The sequence below is a fragment of the Micromonospora mangrovicola genome, assembly GCF_047200535.1.
In the GTDB taxonomy this organism is placed as follows: Bacteria; Actinomycetota; Actinomycetes; order Mycobacteriales; family Micromonosporaceae; genus Micromonospora.
Window position 1 is genome coordinate 47796 of sequence record NZ_JBJZOG010000003.1, and the last position, 20996, is coordinate 68791.

Consider the following 20996-nt stretch of genomic DNA (forward strand, 5'->3'; position numbering starts at 1 on the left):
GTGACCGAACCGATCCGGCTGCTGCTCGCCGACGACCAGGCGCTGGTCCGGGGAGCCCTCGCCGCGCTGCTGTCGCTGGAGCCGGACCTGACCGTCGTCGCCGAGGTGGGCCGGGGTGACGAGGTGGTCCCGGAGGCCCGCCGCACCCGGCCCGACGTGGCCCTGCTCGATGTGGAGATGCCCGGCCTGGATGGGATCGCGGCCACCGGGGCGCTGCGGGCCGCGCTGCCGGACTGCCGGGTGCTGGTGGTGACCACGTTCGGCCGTCCCGGCTTCCTGCGCCGGGCGATGGAGGCCGGCGCGAACGGATTCGTGGTCAAGGACACCCCGGCCCGGCAGCTCGCCGACGCGGTCCGCCGGGTGCACGCCGGGCTGCGGGTCGTCGACCCGACCCTCGCGGCGGAGACCCTGGCCACCGGGGCGAGCCCGCTGACCGAGCGGGAGACCGAGGTGCTGCGTACCGCGCGGGGCGGCGGGACGGTCGCCGAGCTGGCCGCGACGCTGCACCTGTCCGAGGGGACGGTGCGCAACCACCTCTCCGCAGCGATCGGCAAGACGGGGGCGCGCAACCGGGCCGACGCGGTCCGGGTCGCCGAGGAGAACGGCTGGCTGCTCGGCGGGTGAGGCCGGTCAGACCGGCGTGGGGGTGGAGCAGGTGGGGAAGCTCGGGACCGGCGTGTAGCTCACCGGGCCCGTGCAGATCCGCCGCTCGATGCGGCCGGCGCCGTACCGGTCCCGGCGGCCGTCCGCGATGACCTCGACCCGGCCGTCGACGCGCACCAGATAGTCGGTGGTGATCGGGCCGCCCTCGATGGTCGGGGCGATCACCCGCATCCGGGCCTCCTGCCCGTCCCGCAGCGCGCCGTCGAGGCACTCGGCGGCCTCCGTCGGCAGCCGGTCGCCTTGGCCGAGGGTCCAGACGCCGCAGTCGGGCCGGGCCGGCGACCGGGTGGCGTGCGCCTGCGGCGGATCCGGCGGTACGGCGTCGGGGTCCGTGGTGCCGCACGCGGCGGGGGTGAGGGACAGGGCGAGCACGGTCATCCGTCGTCTCCACATGGGAGTTGCGACGCGTCCGGCCGTCGGTGGGTTCCCGGTCAGGCGGTGGCCGGCGCGGCGACCACCGGCACGGGTGCCGGGCCGCCGGTTAGCGTCCGCCCGACCAGCAGCGCGGCCGCGAGCAGCAGCGGTACGCCGACTGCGGCGAGCATCCAGCCCAGGGGTCCACCGCAGCGAAAACCGGTCAAACAGCACGAAAGACACTGTAGACCACCGAGGCTCCCCGCCCGGCGGCAATCGCCGGGCGGGAAGCCTCCGGGGTGTACGGGCCGGCCGGATCGGGCCGGCCCGCGGGCGGGCCGTCGGGTCGGCCGCCGGTCAGGGCAGCTTCGCGCCGATGTGGATGGCCACCGCGTCGTGCGGGTTGATGTTCGCGGCGAACCAGCCGTTGGAGTCCACGGTGATCACCGGTCCGCTGCACGAGCCGTTGCTGTAGTCGCCGTGGATGACGTCGCAGTACCGGCCGGCGGGCAGGCCGGTGTAGTACGAGCGGCCGGTAATCGCGAAGTCCTCGTCGTTGATGGTCAGGTAGCCCTTGCCGGCCCGGCTGAAGGCGATGTGCTGCCAGCCGTTGTCGTACCAGTTGGCGACCGCCGCGCCCTGGGTGGCGTTGTTGAAGCCGACCATGTTGGCGATCACCCGCCAGCGGTGCTCGCACTCCCAGCCGGAGTAGCAGGTGGTGTTCAGGGTCTTGTTGCTGGCGTCCGAGGGCGGCCCCTGGTCCTTGTTGCTGAAGCTGAAGCTCGACATCACCGCCGGGGTGCCGTACGGCCAGGCCAGCATGAAGGCGTTGGCGAGGGCGTACTCGCCGTGGTCCTTGTAGGTCAGCACCCCGCCGTCGCGCTGGGTGTCGTGGTTGTCGGTGAAGACCACCGCCTTGCTGCTGGACAGGTAGCCCCACGCCTCGCCGAAGTTCTTCAGGTACGCCAGCCGCTCGCTGTTGAACATCCGGGCCAGGTCCTTGCCGTACCGGAACTCGTGCACGTCGCCGTTGCCGGTGTACTCGGTCGGCTGGATCGGCTCCCCGGCGCCGTAGATGACCTCCTGCACGATGTACGCCGAGCGGGAGAGCTTGCCCTTGATGGCGGCGATGTCGGCGGCCGGCATGTGCTTGCTGGCGTCCAGCCGGAACCCGTCCACGCCCAGCGAGAGCAGGTCGTTCATGTACGTGGCGAGCCGGGTGCGCACGTAGTCGGTCTCGGTGGCCAGGTCGGACAGGTTGACCAGCTCGCAGTTCTGCACCTCGTACCGGTCGCCGTAGTTGACGATGTCGTCGTTGCCGTTGCGACCGCAGTGGTGGAAGTCCTGGTAACCGTAGTTGCCCGGGTAGCTGTAGTGGCCGTAGGTGGTGCCGGCCCAGCCGGTGCCGCCGTTGTCCTGGCCGGACATGTGGTTGACGACGGTGTCCACGATGACCTTCACGCCGGCGCTGTGGCAGGTGTTCACCATCGACTGGAACTGGGCGCGGGTGCCCTTGCGGGACTCGATCTGGTAGCTGACCGGCTGGTAGGCGACCCACCAGGGGTTGCCCTTGACGTGCTCCTGCGGCGGGGACACCTGCACGTAGCCGTAGCCCTTGGGGCCGAGCACGCTGGTGCACTCGCTGGCCACCGAGGGCCAGTTCCACTCGAAGAGCTGGACGATGACCTTCTTGCTGCCGGTGGTGGCCGCGGCGGCCGGGGGCGCCGCCACGGTGGTCGGGACGAGCAGGCTGGCGGCCAGGCCGAGGGTGAGGGCCGCCGCGACGGCTCCACGTCGGGGCGCGGCGCCGGCCGCGCCGAGCTGGAGTTGTCGTTGCCGGCATCGACGTCGATGCATCGGGACTCCTGGGGGTGCGGGGGGACGGGGGTGGTGCGGGGAGAGCTCAGTGCCGGCTTCTTGCAGGCTGGCCTGAAATTTTCAGCAAGGTTACAAGCGTGTTGCAACGGCTGTCAATGAATGGACATACGTCGTTGCGGTCGGCGCCAGATGCGGCTACACGCGCGCCGGGGCGGGACGGTTCGACGAACCGGTCGAGAAATCCGCCACCGGACTGATCCGCCCGGCCCGCCGGTCCGTACTGGAGGACGGACGGAGCACGGTACCGGTCGGTGGGGGCGCCGCCGCGAGAGATCGAGGAGCAGATGGCCCGGGCACAACAGAACGAGAAGGTGTCGACCGTCCGGACCACCAGCAGCAGCCGAGGTGCCCGGACCATGTCGAAGCCCGCGATGGTCGCGCTCGGCGCGTCCGTGCTGGCCGTCGTCTGGGCCGGCGTCGAGCTGGCCGGCGCGGGCGGCACCATGTACGCGTACGGATTCTTCTTCACCGAGTTCTTCGCCGGGGTGGTCGCCCTGGTCTCACTCAGCCTCACCGTGATGATGGGGCTGCTCGCCACCGACCGGCTGGTGCTGCTCATCCCGCACCGGGTGCTGCTCCAGTCGGCGCACCGGGCCACCGGCATCCTCGGCGTGGCCGGGCTGGTCGGCCACGTCATCACGAAGGTCTCCATCGGCCGGGCCTCCCCGACCGACGCCGTCGTGCCGTTCATCGGCGGCCGGGGCCTCTACGTCGGGCTGGGCACCGTCGCCGCCTTCCTCATGGTGAGCGTGCTCTGGACCGGGCTGATCCGGGTCCGCTTCGCCGGCGTCGGCCCCAAGTGGTTCTGGCGCGCGCTGCACTCGATGGCGTACGTCTCCTGGCCGTTCGCACTGGTGCACGGCCTCAACGCCGGGCGCGCGGCGAAGACCTGGGTGGTGCTCAGCTACCTCGCCTGCGTGCTGCTGGTCGTGGTGGCGCTGCTGGTCCGCCTCTCCGTTCACGTCGGCCGGCGCAGCCGGGAGCAGCACCAGGCCGCCGCGCTCAACAAGGCGATGACCGGCCGGGCGGAGGAGGGCAAGGGCCTGCTCGCCGGGCTGGTCAGCCGACGCGCCGGCCGGGAGGAGAAGGAGAACCGGTCCGGCCGGGGGCGGGAGCCGAGCTGGGCGGAGACCACCGCCACCTGGACCGCGCCGGCCGGCACCGCCCGGCGGCGCGACCCCGAGCGGTTCGCCGTACCGGTGGTGCCCGAGCCCGGGTCCCTGCGCGAGCCGGTCCGGGCGGCGGCCGACCGTCGACGGGCGGAGGAACCGGCCTCCGGCGGCCGCCGCCGCGACGGCGAGCGGGTCGCCCGCCGCCACCGGGACGAGGAGGAGCGGGCCGGCCGGCGGTCCCGGTCCGACGAGGACACCGCCGCCCGCTACTCGGCCGCGCCGGTCTCCGGCGGTCGCCACTCCGCCCCGCCCGACACCGGTACGCGGCACGCCGCCCCGCCGCGCCGCACCGACGAGCCCGAGGAGCCGTGGGACAGTCCGCGCCGGTGGGCGACCCGCCCGGTCTCCGGCGAGCCGGTCCCGGCCGGCCCGATCTCCGGTGGCCCTGTGTCGGGCACCCCGATCTCGGCCGCGCCGCGCAGCGGCGGTGGCCGGCACAGCGCCGAGGAGGACGTGCCGGAGGAGCCGGACTACTGGCGCCCGCCGGCCCGGTACGCCCCCGAGGAGGTGTTCGTGGACGACACCCCGACCCTGGTGGACCTGGCCTCCCGCCGGGCGCGGCGCGCCGCCGGGGAGAGCCGGTCGAGCCGGCGGCGGCGGGCCAGCGCGGACGCGGTGGACGGGGCGTACTGGGCCGGGCTGCGGGGCGAGGCCAGGTGATGCGCACGACGGTGCCGCCGGTCGCCTGCGTCGGCGAGGCCCGGCTCACCGCCGGGTTCGCCGAGTTCGGCCGGCTCGACCTGATGGCCCACGAGGACGTGCACGGCCCGATCGGGCCGATGGAGCCCGCCGCGCTGCTCCGGCTCGCCGAGGCGATCGACCTCAAGGGCAAGGGCGGGGCGGGATTCCCGTTCGCCCGCAAGCTACGCGCCGTGCTGGAGTCCTGCGAACGGCAGGACCTCTCCGCCGTGGTGGTGGTCAACGCCACCGAGGGCGAGCCGGCGAGCTGGAAGGACAAGGTGCTGCTCACCCGGGCCCCGCACCTCATCCTCGACGGCGCGGCCCTCGCGGCGTACGCGCTGGACGCCGACGAGATCGTCATCGGGGTGGCCGACGACGACGTGGGCCGGCCGTCGCTCACCGAGGCGTTGCAGGAACGGCGGATGCCGGTGCCGACCACCGTCGTCACCGTGCCGCACCGGTTCATCTCCGGGGAGGGCGGGGCGCTGGTCAACGGCATCAACGGCCTGCCGCACATCCCGCCCGGCACCAAGAAGCGCTCCAGCGACTCGGGGGTGAACGGGCTGCCCACCCTGCTCTCCAACGCCGAGACGTACGCCCAGCTCGCGGTCGCCGCCCGGATCGGCCCCTACGAGTACGCCGCGCTCGGCACCGACGACGAGCCGGGCACCGTGCTGCTCACCGTCGCCGGGACGGCGAAGCGCCCCGCGGTGGTGGAGTGCGCCGCCGGCACCCCGCTGCGGGAGATCCTCGAGCTGTGCGAGGTGCCCGACGGGCCGGGCATCCTGGTCGGCGGTTACCACGGCAGGTGGATCACCCCGGCGGCCGCGGCCCGGGCCGAGGTCTCCCGCAAGGGCCTCGCCGCCGTCGGCGGCACCCTCGGCGCCGGCATCGTCGTGCCGCTGGGCCGGGACACCTGCCCGCTCGGCGAGGCGGCCCAGGTGGTCCGCTACCTGGCCGGAGAGTCCGCCGGGCAGTGCGGGCCGTGCCGGATGGGCCTGCCCGACCTGGCCCGCGCCGTCGACCTCGCGGTCTCCGGCAGCGCCCCGGTCGAGGTGGTCCGGGCCGCGGCCGGCGACGTGAAGGGGCGTGGCGCGTGCAGCCACCCGGACGGCACCGCCCGCTTCGCCCTCTCCGCCATGGAGGTGTTCGCCGAGGACCTGCGGCTGCACGCCACGGGTGAGGGCTGCGGCAAGCGAGTGAAGGGCGTGACGGGGCTGCCCGGCGCGCCCGACGCGAACCCGCAGAAGCTCACCCTGGACTGGTCCCGCTGCGACGGGCACGGGCTCTGCGCCCACGTCGTACCGGACTTCATCCGGCTGGACGGCAACGGGTACCCCGCCTTCCCGCCCACCCCGGTGCCCACCTGGCTGCGCGAGGGCGCGCTCAAGGCGGTCAAGGTCTGTCCCGAACTGGCGCTCCGGCTGGTCAAGGCCGAGTAGCCCGCCCGAGAGGAGGCGCGCGGATGCGTTCTACCACGGTGGCCGGCGCCCTGGCCGTCGCGCTGTTCGCGCCGGCCGCCTGCGCGGTCGGCCCCGAGCGTGCGGCCCCGGTCGCCGGCGCGGCCGCGTCGCCGGGGGCGGTGACCGCCTCCGTGCCGGTCCCGCCGGCCCGGGTGCCGGAGACCCTGCGGTTCACCGCGAGGACCCTCAACGGTACGGAGTTCTCCGCCGCCACCCTGGCCGGGCGGCCGGTCGTGCTCTGGTTCTGGGCACCCTGGTGCGCCACCTGCGCCAGCCAGGCGTGGACGGTGGCCGAGATCGCCCCGAGGTACCGGGACACCGTGCCCATCGTCGGGATCGCCGGACTCGGCGAGCAGCGGGCGATGAAAAAGTTCGTCACCGAGTTCGACCTCGCCGGCACCCCGCAACTCGACGATCGGGCCGGCACGCTGTGGCGCCGGTTCGAGGTGGTCGAGCAGAGCACGTTCCTGATCATCGACCGGGACGGCCGGGTGGCGCACCAGGGCTTCCTCGACGGGGAGTCGCTCACCCGGCAGGTGGAGGCGCTGGCCCGGGGATGAGAGCGGGGGCCGGGCGATGCCCGACCCCCGCCGTCGTCGCTCGTCAGCCGGTCAGCGGACCGGGGTGAGCCGGTCGGTGCCCAGCTTGTCGCGGAGCACGTCCGGCACCAGCACCGTCCCGTCGGCCTGCTGGAACTGCTCAAGAATGGCCGGGAAGAGCCGGCTGGTGGCCAGCGCCGAGCCGTTCAGGGTGTGCACGAAACGGGTCTGCTTGCCGCCCGGCTCCCGGTAGCGGATGGCCGCCCGCCGGGCCTGGTAGTCGCCGCCCCAGGAGACCGACGACACCTCCTTGTACTTCCCGGTGCTCGGCATCCAGACCTCGACGTCGAGGGTCTTCTTCATCGCCGCGCTGGCGTCGCCCGCCGCCAGCAGGCTGGTCTGGAAGTGCAGGCCCAGCTTTCCGACCAGGCCCTCCACGTGGGCGACCATCGACTCCAGCGCGGCGTCCGCCTGCTCGGGCAGGGTGAACTGGAAGATCTCCACCTTGTTGAACTGGTGGCCGCGCACGGTGCCGCGCTCGTCCGAGTGCGAGCCGGCGGCCTCGCGCCGGTAGCACGGGGTGTACGCGAACGCCTTCAGCGGGAGCTTCGCGGTCTCCAGGATCTCGTCCTGAAACGCCCCGAGGATCGCCGTCTCCGCCGTGGGCAGCAGGAACTGGCCGCGCGGGGCCGACTGCTTGTCCAGGTGGTAGACGTCGTCGTAGAACTTCGGGAACTGGCCGGCGGCGAAACCGGCGGAGTCCAGCAGCAGGTGCGGCGGCAGCAGGAACTCGTACCCGGCGGTGATGTTCTGCTCGATCAGCCAGTTGACCAGCGCCCACTCCAGCCGGGCACCCATGCCGGTGTACATCCAGAAGCCCGAGCCGCCGAGCTTGACGCCCCGCTCGTGGTCGACCAGGCCGAGCGCGCGGCTCAGCTCCACGTGGTCGCGGACCTTCTCGATGGCCGGCGCCTCGCCGAAGGTCCGGACGACCCGGTTCGCCTCCTTGCCACCGGCGACCACGTCGTCGGCGGGCAGGTTGGGCAGCTCGCTCATGGTGTTGCGCAGCTGGGACTGCACCTCGTCGAGCTGGGACTCCAGCTCCGCGAGCTGCTTACGCTCGGCCTCCGGCGCGACCGGCTCCGGCGTGGTGCCGGACCGCTTCGCCTCCGCGTACGCGCGCGCCTCGGCCTTGCGGCGCTGCCGCTCGGCGTCGATCTCCGTGATCAAGGCGCGACGTTCCTGGTCGAGCCGCTGGATCTCGTCCAGCGCCCGGTTGACCTCGGCGGGATCCAGACGCTTCGCCAGCGCGGTCGCCACCGCCTCGCGATTCTTCCGGATCAACTCCATGTCGAGCATGCTGCTCCGTACGCCTCCGTCCAGGCAGTCAGGTGGGACCCCCAGATGCTACCGTCGCGGCCCCGCCCGGCCGGGACGGCCCGGAGAGCCCACCCCGCCGCCCGCCCCGGCCGGGATGCTCAGAGGCGGACCGGCATGAGGATGGAGAAGGCGTCCGCGTCGTCCGGGCGGCGCAGCGCCAGCGGGGCGATCGGGCCGTCCAGTTCCAGCACGAGCTGCCCCCGGTCCCCGGCGTCCAGGGCGTCGAGCAGGTACTCCCGGTTCACCCCCACCCGCACCGCGTCCGGGGCCGCCGCCTCGTCCGGCCCGACCAGGCACAGCCCGCCCCGGTCGTCCAGGCCCAGCACGGTCACCTCGTGCGTCGTCCCGTTGTTGTCACGGGTCAGCACCGGCGCGCCGTCGGCGGTGAGCGCGGTGCGCAGCGCCGCCACGTCGACCGGGATCCGGTACGTCGGCGCGCCGCTGAACTGCCCGTGCAGCAGCCGGCGGTAGTCCGGGAAGTCGTACGGCAGCGCGGCGGCGGCCACCGGGCGGCCGGCGACCGAGACCGCCACCCGGTCCGGGGCGACGGTGAGGTGCGCCTCCCGGGTGATCCCCACACCGGTGTCGAGCAGCGCGCGCAGCTCGTCGACCGCCTCGACCGGCAGCAGCGCGCGCACCGGCGGGCCGTCGACCTTGCCGCCCGCCCGGGCCACCGCCAGCCGGTGCCGGTCGGTGGCGACCAGCCGTACGCCGTCCGGCTCCACCTCGAGCAGCACGCCGGCCAGCACCGGCAGGTCGGGGTCGGCGCCGACGGCGAACCGGACCGCGTCCACGGCGGCGGCCAGGTCGGTGCGGGACAGCACGAGTCGGGTGGTCACAGGGATCTCCTCCGGGTCGAGCAGGGTACGGATCCGGGAGAGCTCGCGGCGGGCATCGGCCAGGCCGTCCTCCAGCCGGCGCAGGTGCGCGTCGAGCAGCCGATGCACCACCGCCGGCTCGTGCCGGTGCCGCAGCGCCTCGGCGATCCCGGCCAGCGGCATCCCGACCCGGCGCAGCCCGGCGACCAGCCGGGCCGGGCCGACCTGATCGTCGGTGTACCAGCGGTAGCCGGTGGCCGGGTCGACCAGGGCCGGCACCAGCACGCCGGAGCGGTCGTAGAACCGCAGCGCGCTGACCGTCAGCCCGCTGGCCCGGGCCAGCCCGCCGATGCTGCGCAGTTCACTCTCCACGACGTCCGATGCTGGGCCCTCAACCCGGTCGAGGGTCAAGCGGTCGCACCCCCGTCGAGCACCCGGAACGTGATGCCGGCCTTGACCAGCCGGTCCAGCAGGGCGTCACCCATCGCGGTCACCGTGGTCACCTGCCCGGCGGTGGGCGGCAGGTCGTCGAAGGCCAGGCAGAGGGCCGACTCGGCGAGCATCTTGGCGGTCTCGTCGTACCCGGGATCGCCGCCGGCCACCTCGGTGCGCACCGTCCGGCCGCCGCCGGTGCCGACGAACCGGACCCGGAACCAGGACTTCGCCCGCTGCTCGGCGCTCGGCCCCTGCCCGGAGGAGAGCCGGCCGAGCAGCCAGCGCCGGGCGGGCGGTAGCTTCACCAACCCGACCAGACCGGCCATCCCGACCCCGGCGGCCAGGATGGTCGGCAGCCGCTTCACCGCGGCGAAATGGCGGTAGCGGAAGTCCGGGCCGTACTCGGGCCGGGCCGCCGCCGAGCGGCGGACCACCTGCGGGTCGATGGTGGGCAGCGGCACCGCCCACAGGCCGAACTCCTTCACCCGGCCGACCTTCCCCGGCACGGCGCGGACCCGCCGCCCCGCCGGCCGCGGCTCGACCGCCTTGCGGGCCTTCGCCGCCCTGCTCATCTCCCCGGTCCGGGAGAACGCGGTGAGCGCCGAGTGGTACGTCCCGGCGGAGAACCGGCCGCCGGCCCGGACGTAGCCGTCGACGGTGACCGGCCCGTCGGTGGGCAGCTGCCGGACGGTGAACCAGGCGCCCAGGTCGTGCGGGATCGAGTCGAAGCCGCAGGCGTGCACCAGCCGCGCCCCGGTACGCACGGCCTCGGCATGATGCCGCACGTACATCAGGTCGACGAACTCCGGCTCACCGGTGATGTCCAGGTAGTCGGTGCCGGCGGCGGCGCAGGCCGCGACGAGCGGCTCCCCGTGGTGGACGTACGGGCCGACGGTGCTGGCGACCACCCGGCCGCTCTCCGCCACGGCGCGCAGCGAGGCCGGCTCGGTCACGTCGGCGGTCAGCAGCGGCAGGTCGGCCAGCTTCGGGTCGATCGCGGCCAGCCGGTCGCGTACCCCGGCCAGCTTGCCGGGGTTGCGGCCGGCGAGCGCCCAGCGCAGCCCGTCCGGGGCGTGCCGGGCCAGGTACTCGGCGGTGAGGCCACCGGTGAACCCGGTGGCGCCGAAGAGAACGAGATCGTACGAGCGGTCGTCGGGCATCCGCCGAGTGTGCCACCCGCGGCCGCGCCGATCACGGGGCGAAGACCGCCCGGACGCAACCGTCGGCCCGCTCGCGGAACAACGCGTACCCGTCGGCGCCCCGCTCCAGGGGCAACCGGTGGGTGGCCAGGTGCTCGGTGCGCAGCTCGTCGCGGGCCATCCGGTCGAGCAGCGTCGGGATCCAGCGCTGCCCGTGCTGCCGGGCGCTGCGGACCGTCAGTCCCTTGCTCAGCACCGCGCCGAGTGGGAACGCGTCGACGAATCCGGTCCAGGTGCCGAGCACCACCACGGTGCCGCCCTTGCGGCAGGCGTGCACCGCCTCGCGCAGCGCCAGCGGCCGCTCCGCGCCGCCACCGAGCCGGCCCAGCAGCCCTGGCGGTTCGGCGGCCATCCCGACCGCCTCCACGCACACGTCCGGGCCCCGGCCGCCGCTGCGCTCCCGCAGCTCGGCGGGGACATCCGCGTACCGGTAGTTCAGCGGCTCCGCCCCGACGTGCAGCTCGGCCATCCGCAGCCGGTCGTCGTGATCGTCAACCACCACCACCCGGTCCGCGCCACGGGCCAGAGCCGCCCCGGCGGTGAGCTGGCCGACGGCGCCCGCGCCCCAGACCGCCACCACGTCGCCCGGCCTCACCTCGCCCAGCTCGGCGCCGAGCCACCCGGTCGGCGCGGCATCCGAGGCGAACACCGCCCGGTCGTCGCTGACCGCCTCGGGCACGGTGAACGCCCCGACGTCGGCGTACGGCACCCGGACGTACTCGGCGTGGCTGCCGGCGAAGCCGCCCGCCCGGGCCGGGTGGCCGTAGCAGCCGCCGGTGGGCTGGTCCCAGGCAGACTCGACCTCCGGCGCGCCGGGCGTGCCGTTGTCGCAGCAGGCGAAGAGGCCCTGCCGGCAGAACCAGCAGGCCCCGCAGGCGATCGTCGCGCAGACCACCACCCGGTCGGCGACCCGGTGCCGGAGCACGTGCGGCCCGACCTCGACCACCTCGCCGAGGAACTCGTGCCCGAGCACGTCCCCGGTGGCCAGGTACGGCAGCCGCCCGGCCAGCAGCGGCAGGTCCGCCCCGCAGGTGACGCTGCGGCGGACCCGGACGATCATGTCCTGCGCGTTGCGCAGCTCCGGGTCGGGGACCTCGCGGACGGCCAGCTCGTCGCCGCCCACCCAGCAGAGCGCCCTCATCCGGCCACCTCCGACCGGTCGAGCCGGGACCGGTCCGCCCGGAGCACCTCGCCGGTCTCGGCGAGCTGCTTGGCCTCCCGCAACGCCTGCCGGATGAACCGGCCCGGATCGTCGCCGACCAGGTGGGCGGCCATCCCGGGGAAGCCCCGGTCCCCGCCGAGCGGCCGGGCGGCCAGTTCGGTGCCGCGTCCGCCGGGCGCCGGGCGGGCGTACAGCTCCACCGCGCCGTCCAGCCGGCGCAGCGGCTCGGGCCACCGGCCGAGCGGCAGTACCTCCTCGGGCCGGCCGGCCACCGTCACCACCTGCCAGCGTCCGGGTCGCGGATCGGTCCGGGGCGTGCCTGGCGAGCGCCTCAGACGGCGTACCAGGGCGCGTGCGGCGGTCGCGCCTGCCGCCACGAGGGCGATCCCGGATCCGGTCAGCCGTCCCATCCGTGCCACCTGCCCCTCACGTCGCCGCGGGCCGCCGGGCGGCCGGTCACGCGCGGCCGGCCGCCCACGGAGGCGTTCCGCCCCGTGCCTCCAGGGTCCGGCGGCCCGGGTGAAGCGGGTTCGCCCCGAAGGGGTGAACCGGCCCGCGCCGGGTAACCGGGCCCGGCACTGGCGGAGTGGACGCGACGGGGAGGGCCGGATGCCGGAACGGGCTGACCGCGTCGAGGTCGCGGAGACGCCGGGCGATGTCACCGGACCGGCGAGGGGCAACGCCCCGGCGGGCGGCGCCGGGGCGGTCGGCGGGATCGTGCGGGCCGACGCCGGCACCGACGCGCCGGCCGGGGGCGCCTGGCCGGCGGCCCGGCCGCTGCTGGCGTCGCGGTTGGCCGCGCCCGCGCCGCCCGAGCCGGTGCTGGTCCGGCCCCGGCTGCTGGACCGGCTGGATCAGGGGGTGGCCGGACCGGTGACGCTGGTCTCCGGCCCGGCCGGCTGGGGCAAGACCACGCTGCTCGCCTCCTGGGCGCGTGCCTCGCGGGCCGAGCCGCCGCCGGCCTGGGTGTCGGTGGAGGGCGGCGACACGGGGGAGCGGCTCTGGTCGTACCTCGCGGCGGCGCTGCGGGCCGCCGTGGCGGGTGGGCCGGACGGGGGATCGCAGCCACCCGTGCCCGACGTACCACCCCGGCCGGACCAGCTCGAACTGCTCGCCGCGGCGCTCGCCGGGCGGGAGCGCCCGGTGCTGCTGGTCCTGGACGACCTGCACCGGGTCACCGATCCGGCCGTGCTGACCGGCCTGGAGTTCCTGCTCCGGCACGCCGAGGGGCGGCTGCGGCTGGTGGTCGGGGCGCGGACCGGACCGGCGCTGGCCCTGCATCGCTGGCGACTGGCCGGCGAGCTGACCGAACTCGGCCCGGCGGAGCTGGCGTTCACCGACGACGAGGTGGCCGACCTGCTGGTGGCGCACGGCGTGCCGCTGCCCGCGGCGGCGGTGCCCGGGCTGCGGGAACGCACCGGCGGGTGGCCGGCCGGGCTGCGCTTCGCCGCGCTGGCGCTGCGCGTCGAGGCCGACCCGGCGCGGGCGGCCGAGCGGTTCGGTGGCGACCAGCCGGACGTCGCCGGCTACCTGCGCGACGAGGTGCTCGCCCCGCTCGACCCGGCGGCCCGGGAGGTGCTGCGCCGCAGCGCCGTCGCGGCGGCCGTCTGCCCCGACCTGGCCGACGCGGTGACCGGGCGGTCCGACGCGGGCCAGTTGCTCGCCGGCCTGGCCCGGGCGGGCGGCTTCCTCCAGCAGGACGGCGGCAGCCCGCCCTGGTACCGGTGCCACCCGCTGCTGGCCGACCTGCTCCACGACGAGCTGGGCCGGCTCCCCGGCGACGAGCTGCGCGAGCTGCACCGGCGGGCGGCCGACTGGTACGCGGGCAACGGCCGGCCGGCAGAGGCGTTGCGGCACGCGCTGGCCGGGGGCGAGTGGAACCGGGCCACCGAGCTGCTGATCGCCCGATGGCCGGAGCTGATGGCGTACGACCGGGACGTACCGGCCGGGCCACCCCCGACCGGGCCGCCCGCCGAGGCGGTCCACCGGGATCCGGAACTCGCGCTGGCCTGTGCCGCCGAGCGGGCGTACGCGGGTGACGTCGAGGCGGCGGCCGGGCACCTGCGGCGCGCCGTCGAATCCGGACGCGACCTGCCCGCCCCGCGCCGGGGCCGGTTCCGGCGACTGGCCATCGCGCAGGAACTCACCCTGGCCCGGCTCACCGGCGACCACGAGGAGGTACGGCGGGCCGCCGAACGGCTGCTCGCCACCGGTACCGGCCCGGCCGGACCGGGCGACGACCCGCGGGCCGGGGCGGCGGAGGACGCCGATGTCCGGGCGGTCGCCGGGACCGCGCTCGGCCTGGTCGCGCTGGCCGAGGGGGAGCTGCCCGCCGCCCGGGAGCGGTTCGCCGAGGCGCTCGTGGCCGCCCGCGGGGCGGGCCGGTCGCGGACGGCCCTGGTCTGCGCCAGTCGGTCGGCGTTGCTGGACGCGGCCCGGGGCGACCTGCGGGCGGCGGAGCGGACCGCCCGGGAGGCGCTGGCGATGCCCGCCTGCCAGGGCTGGTCCTGCCGGCTCGACTGCGGCTACGCGTACCTGGCGCTGGCTCTGGTGGCGTGGCACCGGGACGAGCCGACGGACGCGGCGGCGAACCTGACCCTCGCCGGCCCGGCCACCGGGGAGCCCGCTGCGGGCGCGCTGGCCGTGCTCTGCCGGGCTGAGCTGCTGGCGGCCGGGGGTGAGCCGGCGGCCGCCCTGCGGGCCCTCGCCGCGGCCCGGGAGACCGCGCCCGGGCCGGAGCTGGCCGTCTGGCTGACCGCGGGCGAGGCGCAGCTGCGCGCCCTGGTCGGTGACGTGGACACCGCCCGCTCGATGCTCGGCGACGCCCTCGCCCGGCTCGGTGGCGCCGGGGAGCGGAGGCCCGGCGGCGTCCTCGGGCGGGCCGTCCTGACCGGAGGAGTGGGCGGGGATCGGAGCGTCGCCGGGCCGGCCGTGCCGACGACCGGAGGAGTGGGCGTGGACCGGAGCGTCGCCGGAGGACGGGCGGGCCCGGCGGCCGGCTCCGGGCCGGACACACGCGCGGCGGCGCTCGGGGTGGCGCTGGGCCGGGTGGAGCTGCGGGCCGGCGATCCCCGGGCCGCCGGGCGGACGGTGCCGGACTGGGCCGGGCCCGCCGCCGGAGCCTGGCCGCTGCCGCTGCGGCTCGCGGCCGGCCTTCTCGACGCGGTCGTGGCGCACGACGGGGGCGACGACCGGCGGGCCGGGCGGGTCCTGGAGCAGGTGCTCGACCTCGCCGAGCCGCAGGGCTACCGGCGGATCTTCACCCACGCCGCGCCGGTGGTACGCGACCTGCTCGCCGCGCACCTGGACTCCGGGACGGCGCACTGGGCGACGGTGAGCGACCTGGTGCGCGGGGTGGACGAGCGGCGGGCCGACGAGTCGGCCGAGCGCTCCGCCGCCCCGGCGCGGGCGCTGGACGAGCCGCTCACCGAGCGGGAGCTGACCATCCTGCGTTATCTGCAGAGCATCCTGTCCAACGTGGAGATCGCCGGTGAGCTGTCCCTGTCGGTCAACACGGTGAAGACCCACGTCCGCAACATCTACCGCAAGCTCGACGCGACCCGCCGGCGCGAGGCGGTCCGGCGGGCGCGCGAGCTCCGGTTGATCTGACGGCGGAGCCGTCCGGCAGGGTTGATCTGACGGCGGGGTCAGGTGGTGGCGGCGGCGTCGACGGCGGCCAGCAGGTCCGCCAGGTCGTAGCCGCCGTCGTGGCGGACGTCGTTGAAGAAGAGCGTCGGGGTGCCGTTCACCCCGCTGCGGATGCCGCCGACGAAGTCCCGCCGGACCCGGTCGGCGTGGGCCTGCCGCCCCACCTCCGCGCCGACCTCGTCGGGTGGCAGCCCGAGCTGCTCGATGCCGAGCGACAGGTGCACCGGATCGAGCTGGTCCTGGTGTTCGTAGAGCCAGTCGTGCATCTCCCAGAACCGGCCCCGCCGGGCGGCGGCCTCGGCCGCCTCGGCGGCGCTCTCCGCGTACGGGTGCACGTTGGCGATGGGAAAGTGCCGGTAGACCAGCCGGACGGTGTCCGCGCGCTGGCGCAACACCTCGGCCAGGTTCGGGTGCGCGGCCCCGCAGAACCGGCACTGGAAGTCGCCGTACTCGACGATGGTGACCGGCGCGTCGACCGGCCCGCGGGCGTGGTCCGTCTCGGTCACCGGGGTCCGCAGCCGGGCGGTGGTGACCTGCAGTGGCGTCGTCATCAAGTGGCCACCTGCCGATCCGCGTCCAGCCGGTCGAGGACGTCGAGGATGCCGTCCACCCCCGGGTTGACGTCCATCGGCGAGAGGTGGCTCCAGGCCACCGTGCCCGCCGGGTCGATGACCACCAGCGCCCGGGCTGCCTGCTCCTGCGGGGTGTACGCGCCGTACCGGCGGGCCACCTCGCCCTTGGGCTCGACGTCGGCCAGCAGCGGAAACCGGATCCCCCGGCTCTCCGCGAAGGCTTGGTGCGAGTCCACGCTGTCCACCGAGATGCCCAGCAGCACCGTGTCGTACCGCTCCAGCTCGGGCATGGCCGCCTGGTAGAGCGCCATCTGGTCGCCGCAGACCGGCGTGAAGTCGGCCGGGTAGAAGGCGAGCACCACCGGGCGGCCGGGGAACTGGCCGGGGCCTACCTCTCGCCCGTCCGGGGTCGCCGGCAGGGTGAACCCGGGCGCGGGCCGCCCGGGTCTGATCAGCCCGTTCGGATCAGTCATGGCTCCCACACTGGCGCGCGCCGGGGTGAGCGGGGATCACCCGCCCTGGGTGGTTCGGCTCAGCGCCCCACCGTCACGTGGTTGTGCACCTCGCGGATGCCGGGGGCGGACCAGACCACCCGTTCGATCTCCTCCCGTTCCGGGATCGAGTGCACCAGGCCGGCCAGCACGGCGGTGTCGCCGTGGACCCGGACGCTGATCCCCTCGGCCTCGGTGGCGCCGTTCCGGGCGAGCGCGTCCACGATCCGCTCGGCCAGGTCGCGCCCGTCGAACCCGACGGACGGCCGGACGGTGATCCCGTTGCTCACCCCGCGTACGCCGCTGAGCCGGCCGACCGCCCGTTCGGCGGCCCGGCGCTGGTACTCCCACTCGACTTCGCCGTGCAGGGTGACCCAGCCGTCCGCGACGGTCACGTCCAGCGCCTCGATCGGCACGAACGCGTCCCACTCGAGGGCCCGGCTGGCGGCGGTGGCGATCTCCGGGTCGCTCTTCTCGGCGGAGGTGGCGATCCGCACGGCGAGGTCGTTGGCGACCGCCCGGACCCGGGAGACCCGGTGTGCGGCCCGCTCGGCGGCCCACTTCTTGGCGTAGCTGTCCACCCATCCGGTCAGCGTCACCACCCCCTCGGTGACGGTCACCCCGATCTCGTTGGGGCGTACCCGGGGTTCCCAGGTCAGCTCGTCGAGGACGTCGGACTGGATGTCCTGGTCGGTGCGGGTGATCGTCGTGGTGGCCATGCGGTGGCTCCCTCCCGGATCGGTTGGCGGCACGAGCCGCCGGCGGCGGCGTCGAGGCGGTGCGGGCACGGGCGCCCGCACCACGATCCTGTCCGCACCCCGGGTGACCTGCCCTCATCCCTTCGGGGTGAGGGAACTGGTTGGGAGCGCTTCCAAATTCGGGAGCGCAGCGGTTAGGGTGAATGCCCCTCGGCCTGCGGGAGCCGAGCACGCCGACGGGGAGCCCCGGGCAGCTCCCCACCGTCCCCACGTCGCTCCCGTCACGGGCAACCGAGAGGAACCCGCCCATGCGCAGAAGTCTCGCCGGCGCGGCCGCAGCCGCGCTGGCCGCCACCGCCGCGGCCGTCGCCGTGCAGTTCGCCGCCGCTCCCGCCACCCCGGCCGCCGCCGCCTCGGCCGAGCCGTACACCTGGAAGAACGTCCGGATCGACGGCGGCGGCTTCGTTCCCGGCATCATCTTCAACCAGACCGAGAAGAACCTGATCTACGCGCGCACCGACATCGGCGGCGCGTACCGCTGGGAACAGGCCACCCAGTCGTGGACGCCGTTGCTGGACTCGGTCGGCGCGGACAAGTGGGGCCGGAACGGAGTGGTCAGCCTCGCCACCGACCCGGTGCAGACCAACCGGGTGTACGCGGCGGTCGGCATGTACACCAACGACTGGGACCCGAACAACGGGGCGATCCTGCGCTCCACCGACAGGGGCGCCACCTGGCAGGCCACCGAATTGCCGTTCAAGAACGGCGGCAACATGCCCGGCCGGGGCATGGGTGAGCGGCTCGCGGTCGACCCGAACAAGAACAGCATCCTGTACTACGGCGCCGAAGGCGGCAACGGCCTGTGGCGCAGCACCGACTACGGGGTGACCTGGGCCAAGGTGGCGAACTTCCCGAACGTCGGCAACTACCGCGCCGACCCGAACGACAGCAGCGGCTACCAGAGCCAGAACCAGGGCCTGACCTGGGTCAGTCTCGACAAGAGCACCGGCACGGCGGGCAACGCCACGCAGACCGTCTACGTCGGGGTGGCGGACAAGCAGAACCCGGTCTACCGGACCACCAACGGCGGCGCCACCTGGGAGCGGATCGCCGGGCAGCCCACCGGGTACCTGGCCCACAAGGGGGTGGTCGACCCGGTCGGCGGCTACCTCTACATCGCCACCAGCGACACCGGCGGTCCGTACGACGGCGGCAAGGGTGACGTGTGGAAGTTCAACCGGGCCACCGGCGCCTGGACGCAGATCAGCCCGGTTGCGTCGTCCAGCGGCGACGCGTACTTCGGTTACGCCGGCCTGACCATCGACCGGCAGCACCCGAACACCCTGATGGTCGCCACGCAGATCTCCTGGTGGCCGGACGCGATCTTCTGGCGGAGCACCGACGGCGGGGCGAACTGGACCCGGATCTGGGACTGGTCCAGCTACCCGAACCGCAGCAAGAAGTACACGATGGACATCAGCTCGGTGCCGTGGCTGACCTTCGGCACCAACCCGTCCCCGCCGGAGGAGAGCCCGAAGCTGGGCTGGATGAACGAGTCGGTGGAGATCGACCCGTTCGACAGCAACCGGATGATGTACGGCACCGGCGCCACCATCTACGGCACCACCGACCTGACCAAGTGGGACACCGGCGGCACATTCACCATCCGGCCCATGGTCAAGGGGCTGGAGGAGACCGCGGTGCTCGACCTGGTCAGCCCGCCGTCGGGCGCCCCGCTGGTCAGCGCGCTCGGGGACATCGGCGGCTTCCGCCACACCGACCTGACCGCGGTGCCGTCGATGATGTTCACCCAGCCGAACTTCACCAGCACCACCAGCCTCGACTACGCCGAGACCAAGCCGTCGATCATGGTTCGGGCGGGCAACTTCACCGACGCCGACCGGCCGGGCGACAGCCACGTGGCGTTCTCCACCGACGGCGGCGCGAACTGGTTCCAGGGCACCGAACCGTCCGGGATCAACAGCGGCGGCACGGTGGCCGCGTCCGCCGACGGCAGCCAGTTCGTCTGGGCGCCCGGCGACGCCGGTCAGCAGGTGGTCCGGTCGTTCGGCTTCGGCAACTCGTGGACGCCCGCCACCGGCATACCGGCCAACGCCACGGTCGAGTCCGACCGGGTCAACTCGAACAGGTTCTACGGGTTCAGCAACGGGAAGTTCTACGTCAGCACCAACGGCGGGGCGGCCTTCACCGCCACCGCGGCGAGCGGCCTGCCCACCAGCGGGGTCAAGTTCAAGGCGCTTCCGGGCGTGGAGGGCGACATCTGGCTGGCCGGCGAGGGCGGCCTGTGGCACTCGACCAACTCCGGCGCGAGTTTCACCAGGATGACCGGTGTCGACACCACCATCAACGTCGGCTTCGGCAAGGCCGCGCCCGGAAAGACGTACCCGGCGCTGTTCACCATCGGCACGGTGGACGGCAAGCACGGCGTCTACCGCTCGGACGACACCGGCGCGAGCTGGGTCCGGATCAACGACGACCAGCACCAGTACGGCAACGCCGGCGAGGCGCTGACCGGTGACCCGCGGGTCTACGGCCGGGTCTATCTCGGCACCAACGGCCGGGGCATCCTGGTCGCCGACCGGCTCGCCGGCACGCCCAGCCCGTCGCCGACCTCGGCCAGCCCGTCCCCGTCGCCCACCTCGCCGAGTCCCTCCCCGACCTCGCCGACCCCGTCGCCCACCTCGCCGACCCCGTCCCCGACCTCGCCGAGCCCGTCCCCGACCAGCAGCGGCTGCGCGGCGACGTACGCGGTGACGAACTCCTGGCCGGGCGGCTTCCAGGCGGAGCTCACGGTCCGCAACTCCGGCGCCGCCCCGATCGCCGGCTGGACCCTGTCCTGGACCTTCCCGGACGGGCAGCAGATCACCCAGCTCTGGAACGGGTCGTACACCCAGTCCGGGGCGGCGGTGACGGTCCGGGACGCCGGCTGGAACGGCAACCTCGGCGCCGGTGGGAGCACCACCGCCGGCTTCACCGGCAGCTGGACCGGCGCGAACCGGGTGTCGGCGGTGTCCTGCACCGCCCGCTGACCCAGCCCGGCCGCGGTGGCCGTCCCGGCCGCGGGGCGGCCACCGCCGCGTCCGGGTCCGCCGGGTTCGATCTTGGTGGGTAGGCTCGGCCCGGACCGTGACGAGAGGGGTACGTCCGATGAACCCGATCAGGACCGCCTGGCTGACTGCCGCCCGCTCGGCGGCGGCGCTGCTCGCCGACCCGGCGGTGGCGGAGAAGTGGGACGCGCCGAGCGCCCTCCCGGAGTTCCGGGTCGGCGGGCTCGCCGGCCACCTCGCCTCCCAGATCCTCGCCGTGCCCGGGGTGCTCGCCGAGCCGGTCCCGGCCGACGAGCCGATCGGCCTGCTCGACCACTACGCCCGGGGTACCTGGATCGGCGCGTCGGTCGACGACGAGGTGAACGTGGGTATCCGCGCCTCCGGCGAACGGATCGCCGCCGACGGCCCCGAGGCGCTGCTCGCCGCTGCCCGGGCCGCGCTCGCCGGGTTGGCCGTCGCGCTGCCGGCCGAGCCGGACGGCCGGGTCGTCCACCTGGCCCGGGGGCCGTGGTCGCTGAGCCTGGAGGACTACCTCACCACCCGGCTGATGGAACTCGCCGTGCACTCCGACGACCTCGCGGTGAGCGTCGGGGTACCCACCCCGGAACTGCCCACCGAGGTGCTGGACCCGGTGCTGGCGCTGCTCGCCCGGCTCGCCGTACGCCGGCACGGGCAGCCCGCGGTGCTCCGCGCGCTCAGCCGCGCCGAGCGGGCGCCGGCGACCGTCGCCGCCTTCTGACGCACCGGCGGCGTCCCCGGCCGGGGACGCCGCCGC

17 protein-coding genes are annotated in these 20996 nt (G+C 74.8%); 7 read left to right on the top strand and 10 right to left on the bottom strand.

Annotation, left to right across the window (positions count from 1 at the left end; genetic code table 11):
* The gene (locus tag ACL02O_RS01940; RefSeq protein ID WP_412816168.1) at positions 1-624 is read left to right on the top strand and encodes a response regulator transcription factor; all 624 of its coding nucleotides are present in this window, start codon (positions 1-3) and stop codon (positions 622-624) included.
* A gap of 6 nt (positions 625-630) precedes the next feature.
* Here the strand turns inward: ACL02O_RS01940 and ACL02O_RS01945 are convergent, their stop codons facing one another.
* Together ACL02O_RS01945 and ACL02O_RS01950 are read right to left on the bottom strand one after the other, a co-directional pair.
* A complete protein-coding gene (locus ACL02O_RS01945) occupies positions 631-1041 on the bottom strand; it encodes a DUF4362 domain-containing protein (RefSeq protein ID WP_412816169.1) in 411 nt (136 codons plus the stop codon).
* Between the two features lie 333 nt (positions 1042-1374).
* Entirely contained in the window at positions 1375-2874 is a 1500-nt protein-coding gene (locus ACL02O_RS01950; RefSeq protein WP_412816170.1) for an alpha-amylase, read from the bottom strand.
* Positions 2875-3146: 272 nt separating this feature from the next.
* Here ACL02O_RS01950 and ACL02O_RS01955 point away from each other — a divergent pair, with 272 nt between their 5' ends.
* Genes ACL02O_RS01955 through ACL02O_RS01965 form a run of 3 tightly spaced genes read left to right on the top strand, consistent with a single transcriptional unit; the run spans position 3147 to position 6771 of the window.
* Positions 3147-4727, top strand: coding sequence for a ferric reductase-like transmembrane domain-containing protein (locus tag ACL02O_RS01955; protein ID WP_412816171.1), 1581 nt, complete (start codon positions 3147-3149; stop codon positions 4725-4727).
* Positions 4724-6190, top strand: a complete 1467-nt coding sequence (locus ACL02O_RS01960) for an NADH-ubiquinone oxidoreductase-F iron-sulfur binding region domain-containing protein (RefSeq protein WP_412816172.1) — start codon at positions 4724-4726, stop codon at positions 6188-6190. The genes ACL02O_RS01955 and ACL02O_RS01960 overlap by 4 nt, the downstream gene beginning before the upstream one ends.
* Before the next feature lie 23 nt (positions 6191-6213).
* Entirely contained in the window at positions 6214-6771 is a 558-nt protein-coding gene (locus ACL02O_RS01965) for a TlpA family protein disulfide reductase (RefSeq protein WP_412816173.1), read from the top strand.
* 51 nt (positions 6772-6822) lie between these two features.
* Here ACL02O_RS01965 and serS read toward each other — a convergent pair whose 3' ends face one another.
* The 5 genes from serS to ACL02O_RS01990 all read right to left on the bottom strand — a co-directional run bounded on the left by serS (position 6823) and on the right by ACL02O_RS01990 (position 12154).
* Positions 6823-8109: a serine--tRNA ligase gene (gene serS, locus ACL02O_RS01970; protein WP_412816174.1), complete on the bottom strand. Its 1287-nt coding sequence runs from the start codon at positions 8107-8109 to the stop codon at positions 6823-6825.
* A gap of 119 nt (positions 8110-8228) precedes the next feature.
* Positions 8229-9308 carry a DNA polymerase III subunit beta family protein gene (locus tag ACL02O_RS01975; RefSeq protein WP_412816270.1) on the bottom strand — a complete coding sequence of 360 codons (1080 nt, stop codon included), beginning with the start codon at positions 9306-9308 and terminating at the stop codon, positions 8229-8231.
* Positions 9309-9355: 47 nt separating this feature from the next.
* On the bottom strand, positions 9356-10543 hold the full coding sequence (locus tag ACL02O_RS01980; protein ID WP_412816175.1) for a saccharopine dehydrogenase family protein: 1188 nt from the start codon (positions 10541-10543) through the stop codon (positions 9356-9358).
* Between the two features lie 31 nt (positions 10544-10574).
* Positions 10575-11723: an alcohol dehydrogenase catalytic domain-containing protein gene (locus ACL02O_RS01985; RefSeq protein ID WP_412816176.1), complete on the bottom strand. Its 1149-nt coding sequence runs from the start codon at positions 11721-11723 to the stop codon at positions 10575-10577.
* Positions 11720-12154, bottom strand: a complete 435-nt coding sequence (locus ACL02O_RS01990) for a hypothetical protein (RefSeq protein WP_412816177.1) — start codon at positions 12152-12154, stop codon at positions 11720-11722. The genes ACL02O_RS01985 and ACL02O_RS01990 overlap by 4 nt, the downstream gene beginning before the upstream one ends.
* 199 nt (positions 12155-12353) lie before the next feature.
* Between ACL02O_RS01990 and ACL02O_RS01995 the strand changes: the two genes are divergently transcribed.
* Positions 12354-15353 carry a LuxR C-terminal-related transcriptional regulator gene (locus ACL02O_RS01995; RefSeq protein ID WP_412816178.1) on the top strand — a complete coding sequence of 1000 codons (3000 nt, stop codon included), beginning with the start codon at positions 12354-12356 and terminating at the stop codon, positions 15351-15353.
* Positions 15354-15391: 38 nt separating this feature from the next.
* On the opposite strand, the gene ACL02O_RS02000 is transcribed toward ACL02O_RS01995, so the two are convergent.
* From ACL02O_RS02000 to ACL02O_RS02010, 3 genes are read right to left on the bottom strand one after another with little or no spacing between them, the layout of a single operon-like run.
* The gene (locus tag ACL02O_RS02000; RefSeq protein ID WP_412816179.1) at positions 15392-15943 is read right to left on the bottom strand and encodes a DsbA family protein; all 552 of its coding nucleotides are present in this window, start codon (positions 15941-15943) and stop codon (positions 15392-15394) included.
* Entirely contained in the window at positions 15943-16437 is a 495-nt protein-coding gene (locus ACL02O_RS02005; RefSeq protein WP_412816180.1) for a redoxin domain-containing protein, read from the bottom strand. Before ACL02O_RS02005 ends, ACL02O_RS02000 begins: the two co-directional genes overlap by 1 nt.
* A gap of 59 nt (positions 16438-16496) precedes the next feature.
* Complete coding sequence (locus tag ACL02O_RS02010) at positions 16497-17174, bottom strand: BON domain-containing protein (protein WP_412816181.1); 678 nt, start codon at positions 17172-17174, stop codon at positions 16497-16499.
* A gap of 287 nt (positions 17175-17461) precedes the next feature.
* Between ACL02O_RS02010 and ACL02O_RS02015 the strand changes: the two genes are divergently transcribed.
* Positions 17462-20203, top strand: coding sequence for a cellulose binding domain-containing protein (locus tag ACL02O_RS02015; RefSeq protein ID WP_412816182.1), 2742 nt, complete (start codon positions 17462-17464; stop codon positions 20201-20203).
* A 118-nt stretch (positions 20204-20321) separates the two neighbouring features.
* Positions 20322-20960: a maleylpyruvate isomerase N-terminal domain-containing protein gene (locus ACL02O_RS02020; protein WP_412816183.1), complete on the top strand. Its 639-nt coding sequence runs from the start codon at positions 20322-20324 to the stop codon at positions 20958-20960.
* The last annotated feature ends 36 nt before the right edge of the window (positions 20961-20996 follow it).

Bases quoted from the DNA above. Each gene is read 5' to 3' on its own strand.
- ACL02O_RS01945 (WP_412816169.1), bottom strand. From the start codon at position 1,041: ATGACCGTGCTCGCCCTGTCCCTCACCCCCGCCGCGTGCGGCACCACG.
- ACL02O_RS01950 (WP_412816170.1), bottom strand. From the start codon at position 2,874: ATGCATCGACGTCGATGCCGGCAACGACAACTCCAGCTCGGCGCGGCC.
- ACL02O_RS01965 (WP_412816173.1), top strand. From the start codon at position 6,214: ATGCGTTCTACCACGGTGGCCGGCGCCCTGGCCGTCGCGCTGTTCGCG.
- serS (WP_412816174.1), bottom strand. From the start codon at position 8,109: ATGCTCGACATGGAGTTGATCCGGAAGAATCGCGAGGCGGTGGCGACC.
- ACL02O_RS01980 (WP_412816175.1), bottom strand. From the start codon at position 10,543: ATGCCCGACGACCGCTCGTACGATCTCGTTCTCTTCGGCGCCACCGGG.
- ACL02O_RS01985 (WP_412816176.1), bottom strand. From the start codon at position 11,723: ATGAGGGCGCTCTGCTGGGTGGGCGGCGACGAGCTGGCCGTCCGCGAG.
- ACL02O_RS01990 (WP_412816177.1), bottom strand. From the start codon at position 12,154: ATGGGACGGCTGACCGGATCCGGGATCGCCCTCGTGGCGGCAGGCGCG.
- ACL02O_RS01995 (WP_412816178.1), top strand. From the start codon at position 12,354: ATGCCGGAACGGGCTGACCGCGTCGAGGTCGCGGAGACGCCGGGCGAT.
- ACL02O_RS02000 (WP_412816179.1), bottom strand. From the start codon at position 15,943: ATGACGACGCCACTGCAGGTCACCACCGCCCGGCTGCGGACCCCGGTG.
- ACL02O_RS02005 (WP_412816180.1), bottom strand. From the start codon at position 16,437: ATGACTGATCCGAACGGGCTGATCAGACCCGGGCGGCCCGCGCCCGGG.
- ACL02O_RS02010 (WP_412816181.1), bottom strand. From the start codon at position 17,174: ATGGCCACCACGACGATCACCCGCACCGACCAGGACATCCAGTCCGAC.
- ACL02O_RS02015 (WP_412816182.1), top strand. From the start codon at position 17,462: ATGCGCAGAAGTCTCGCCGGCGCGGCCGCAGCCGCGCTGGCCGCCACC.
- ACL02O_RS02020 (WP_412816183.1), top strand. From the start codon at position 20,322: ATGAACCCGATCAGGACCGCCTGGCTGACTGCCGCCCGCTCGGCGGCG.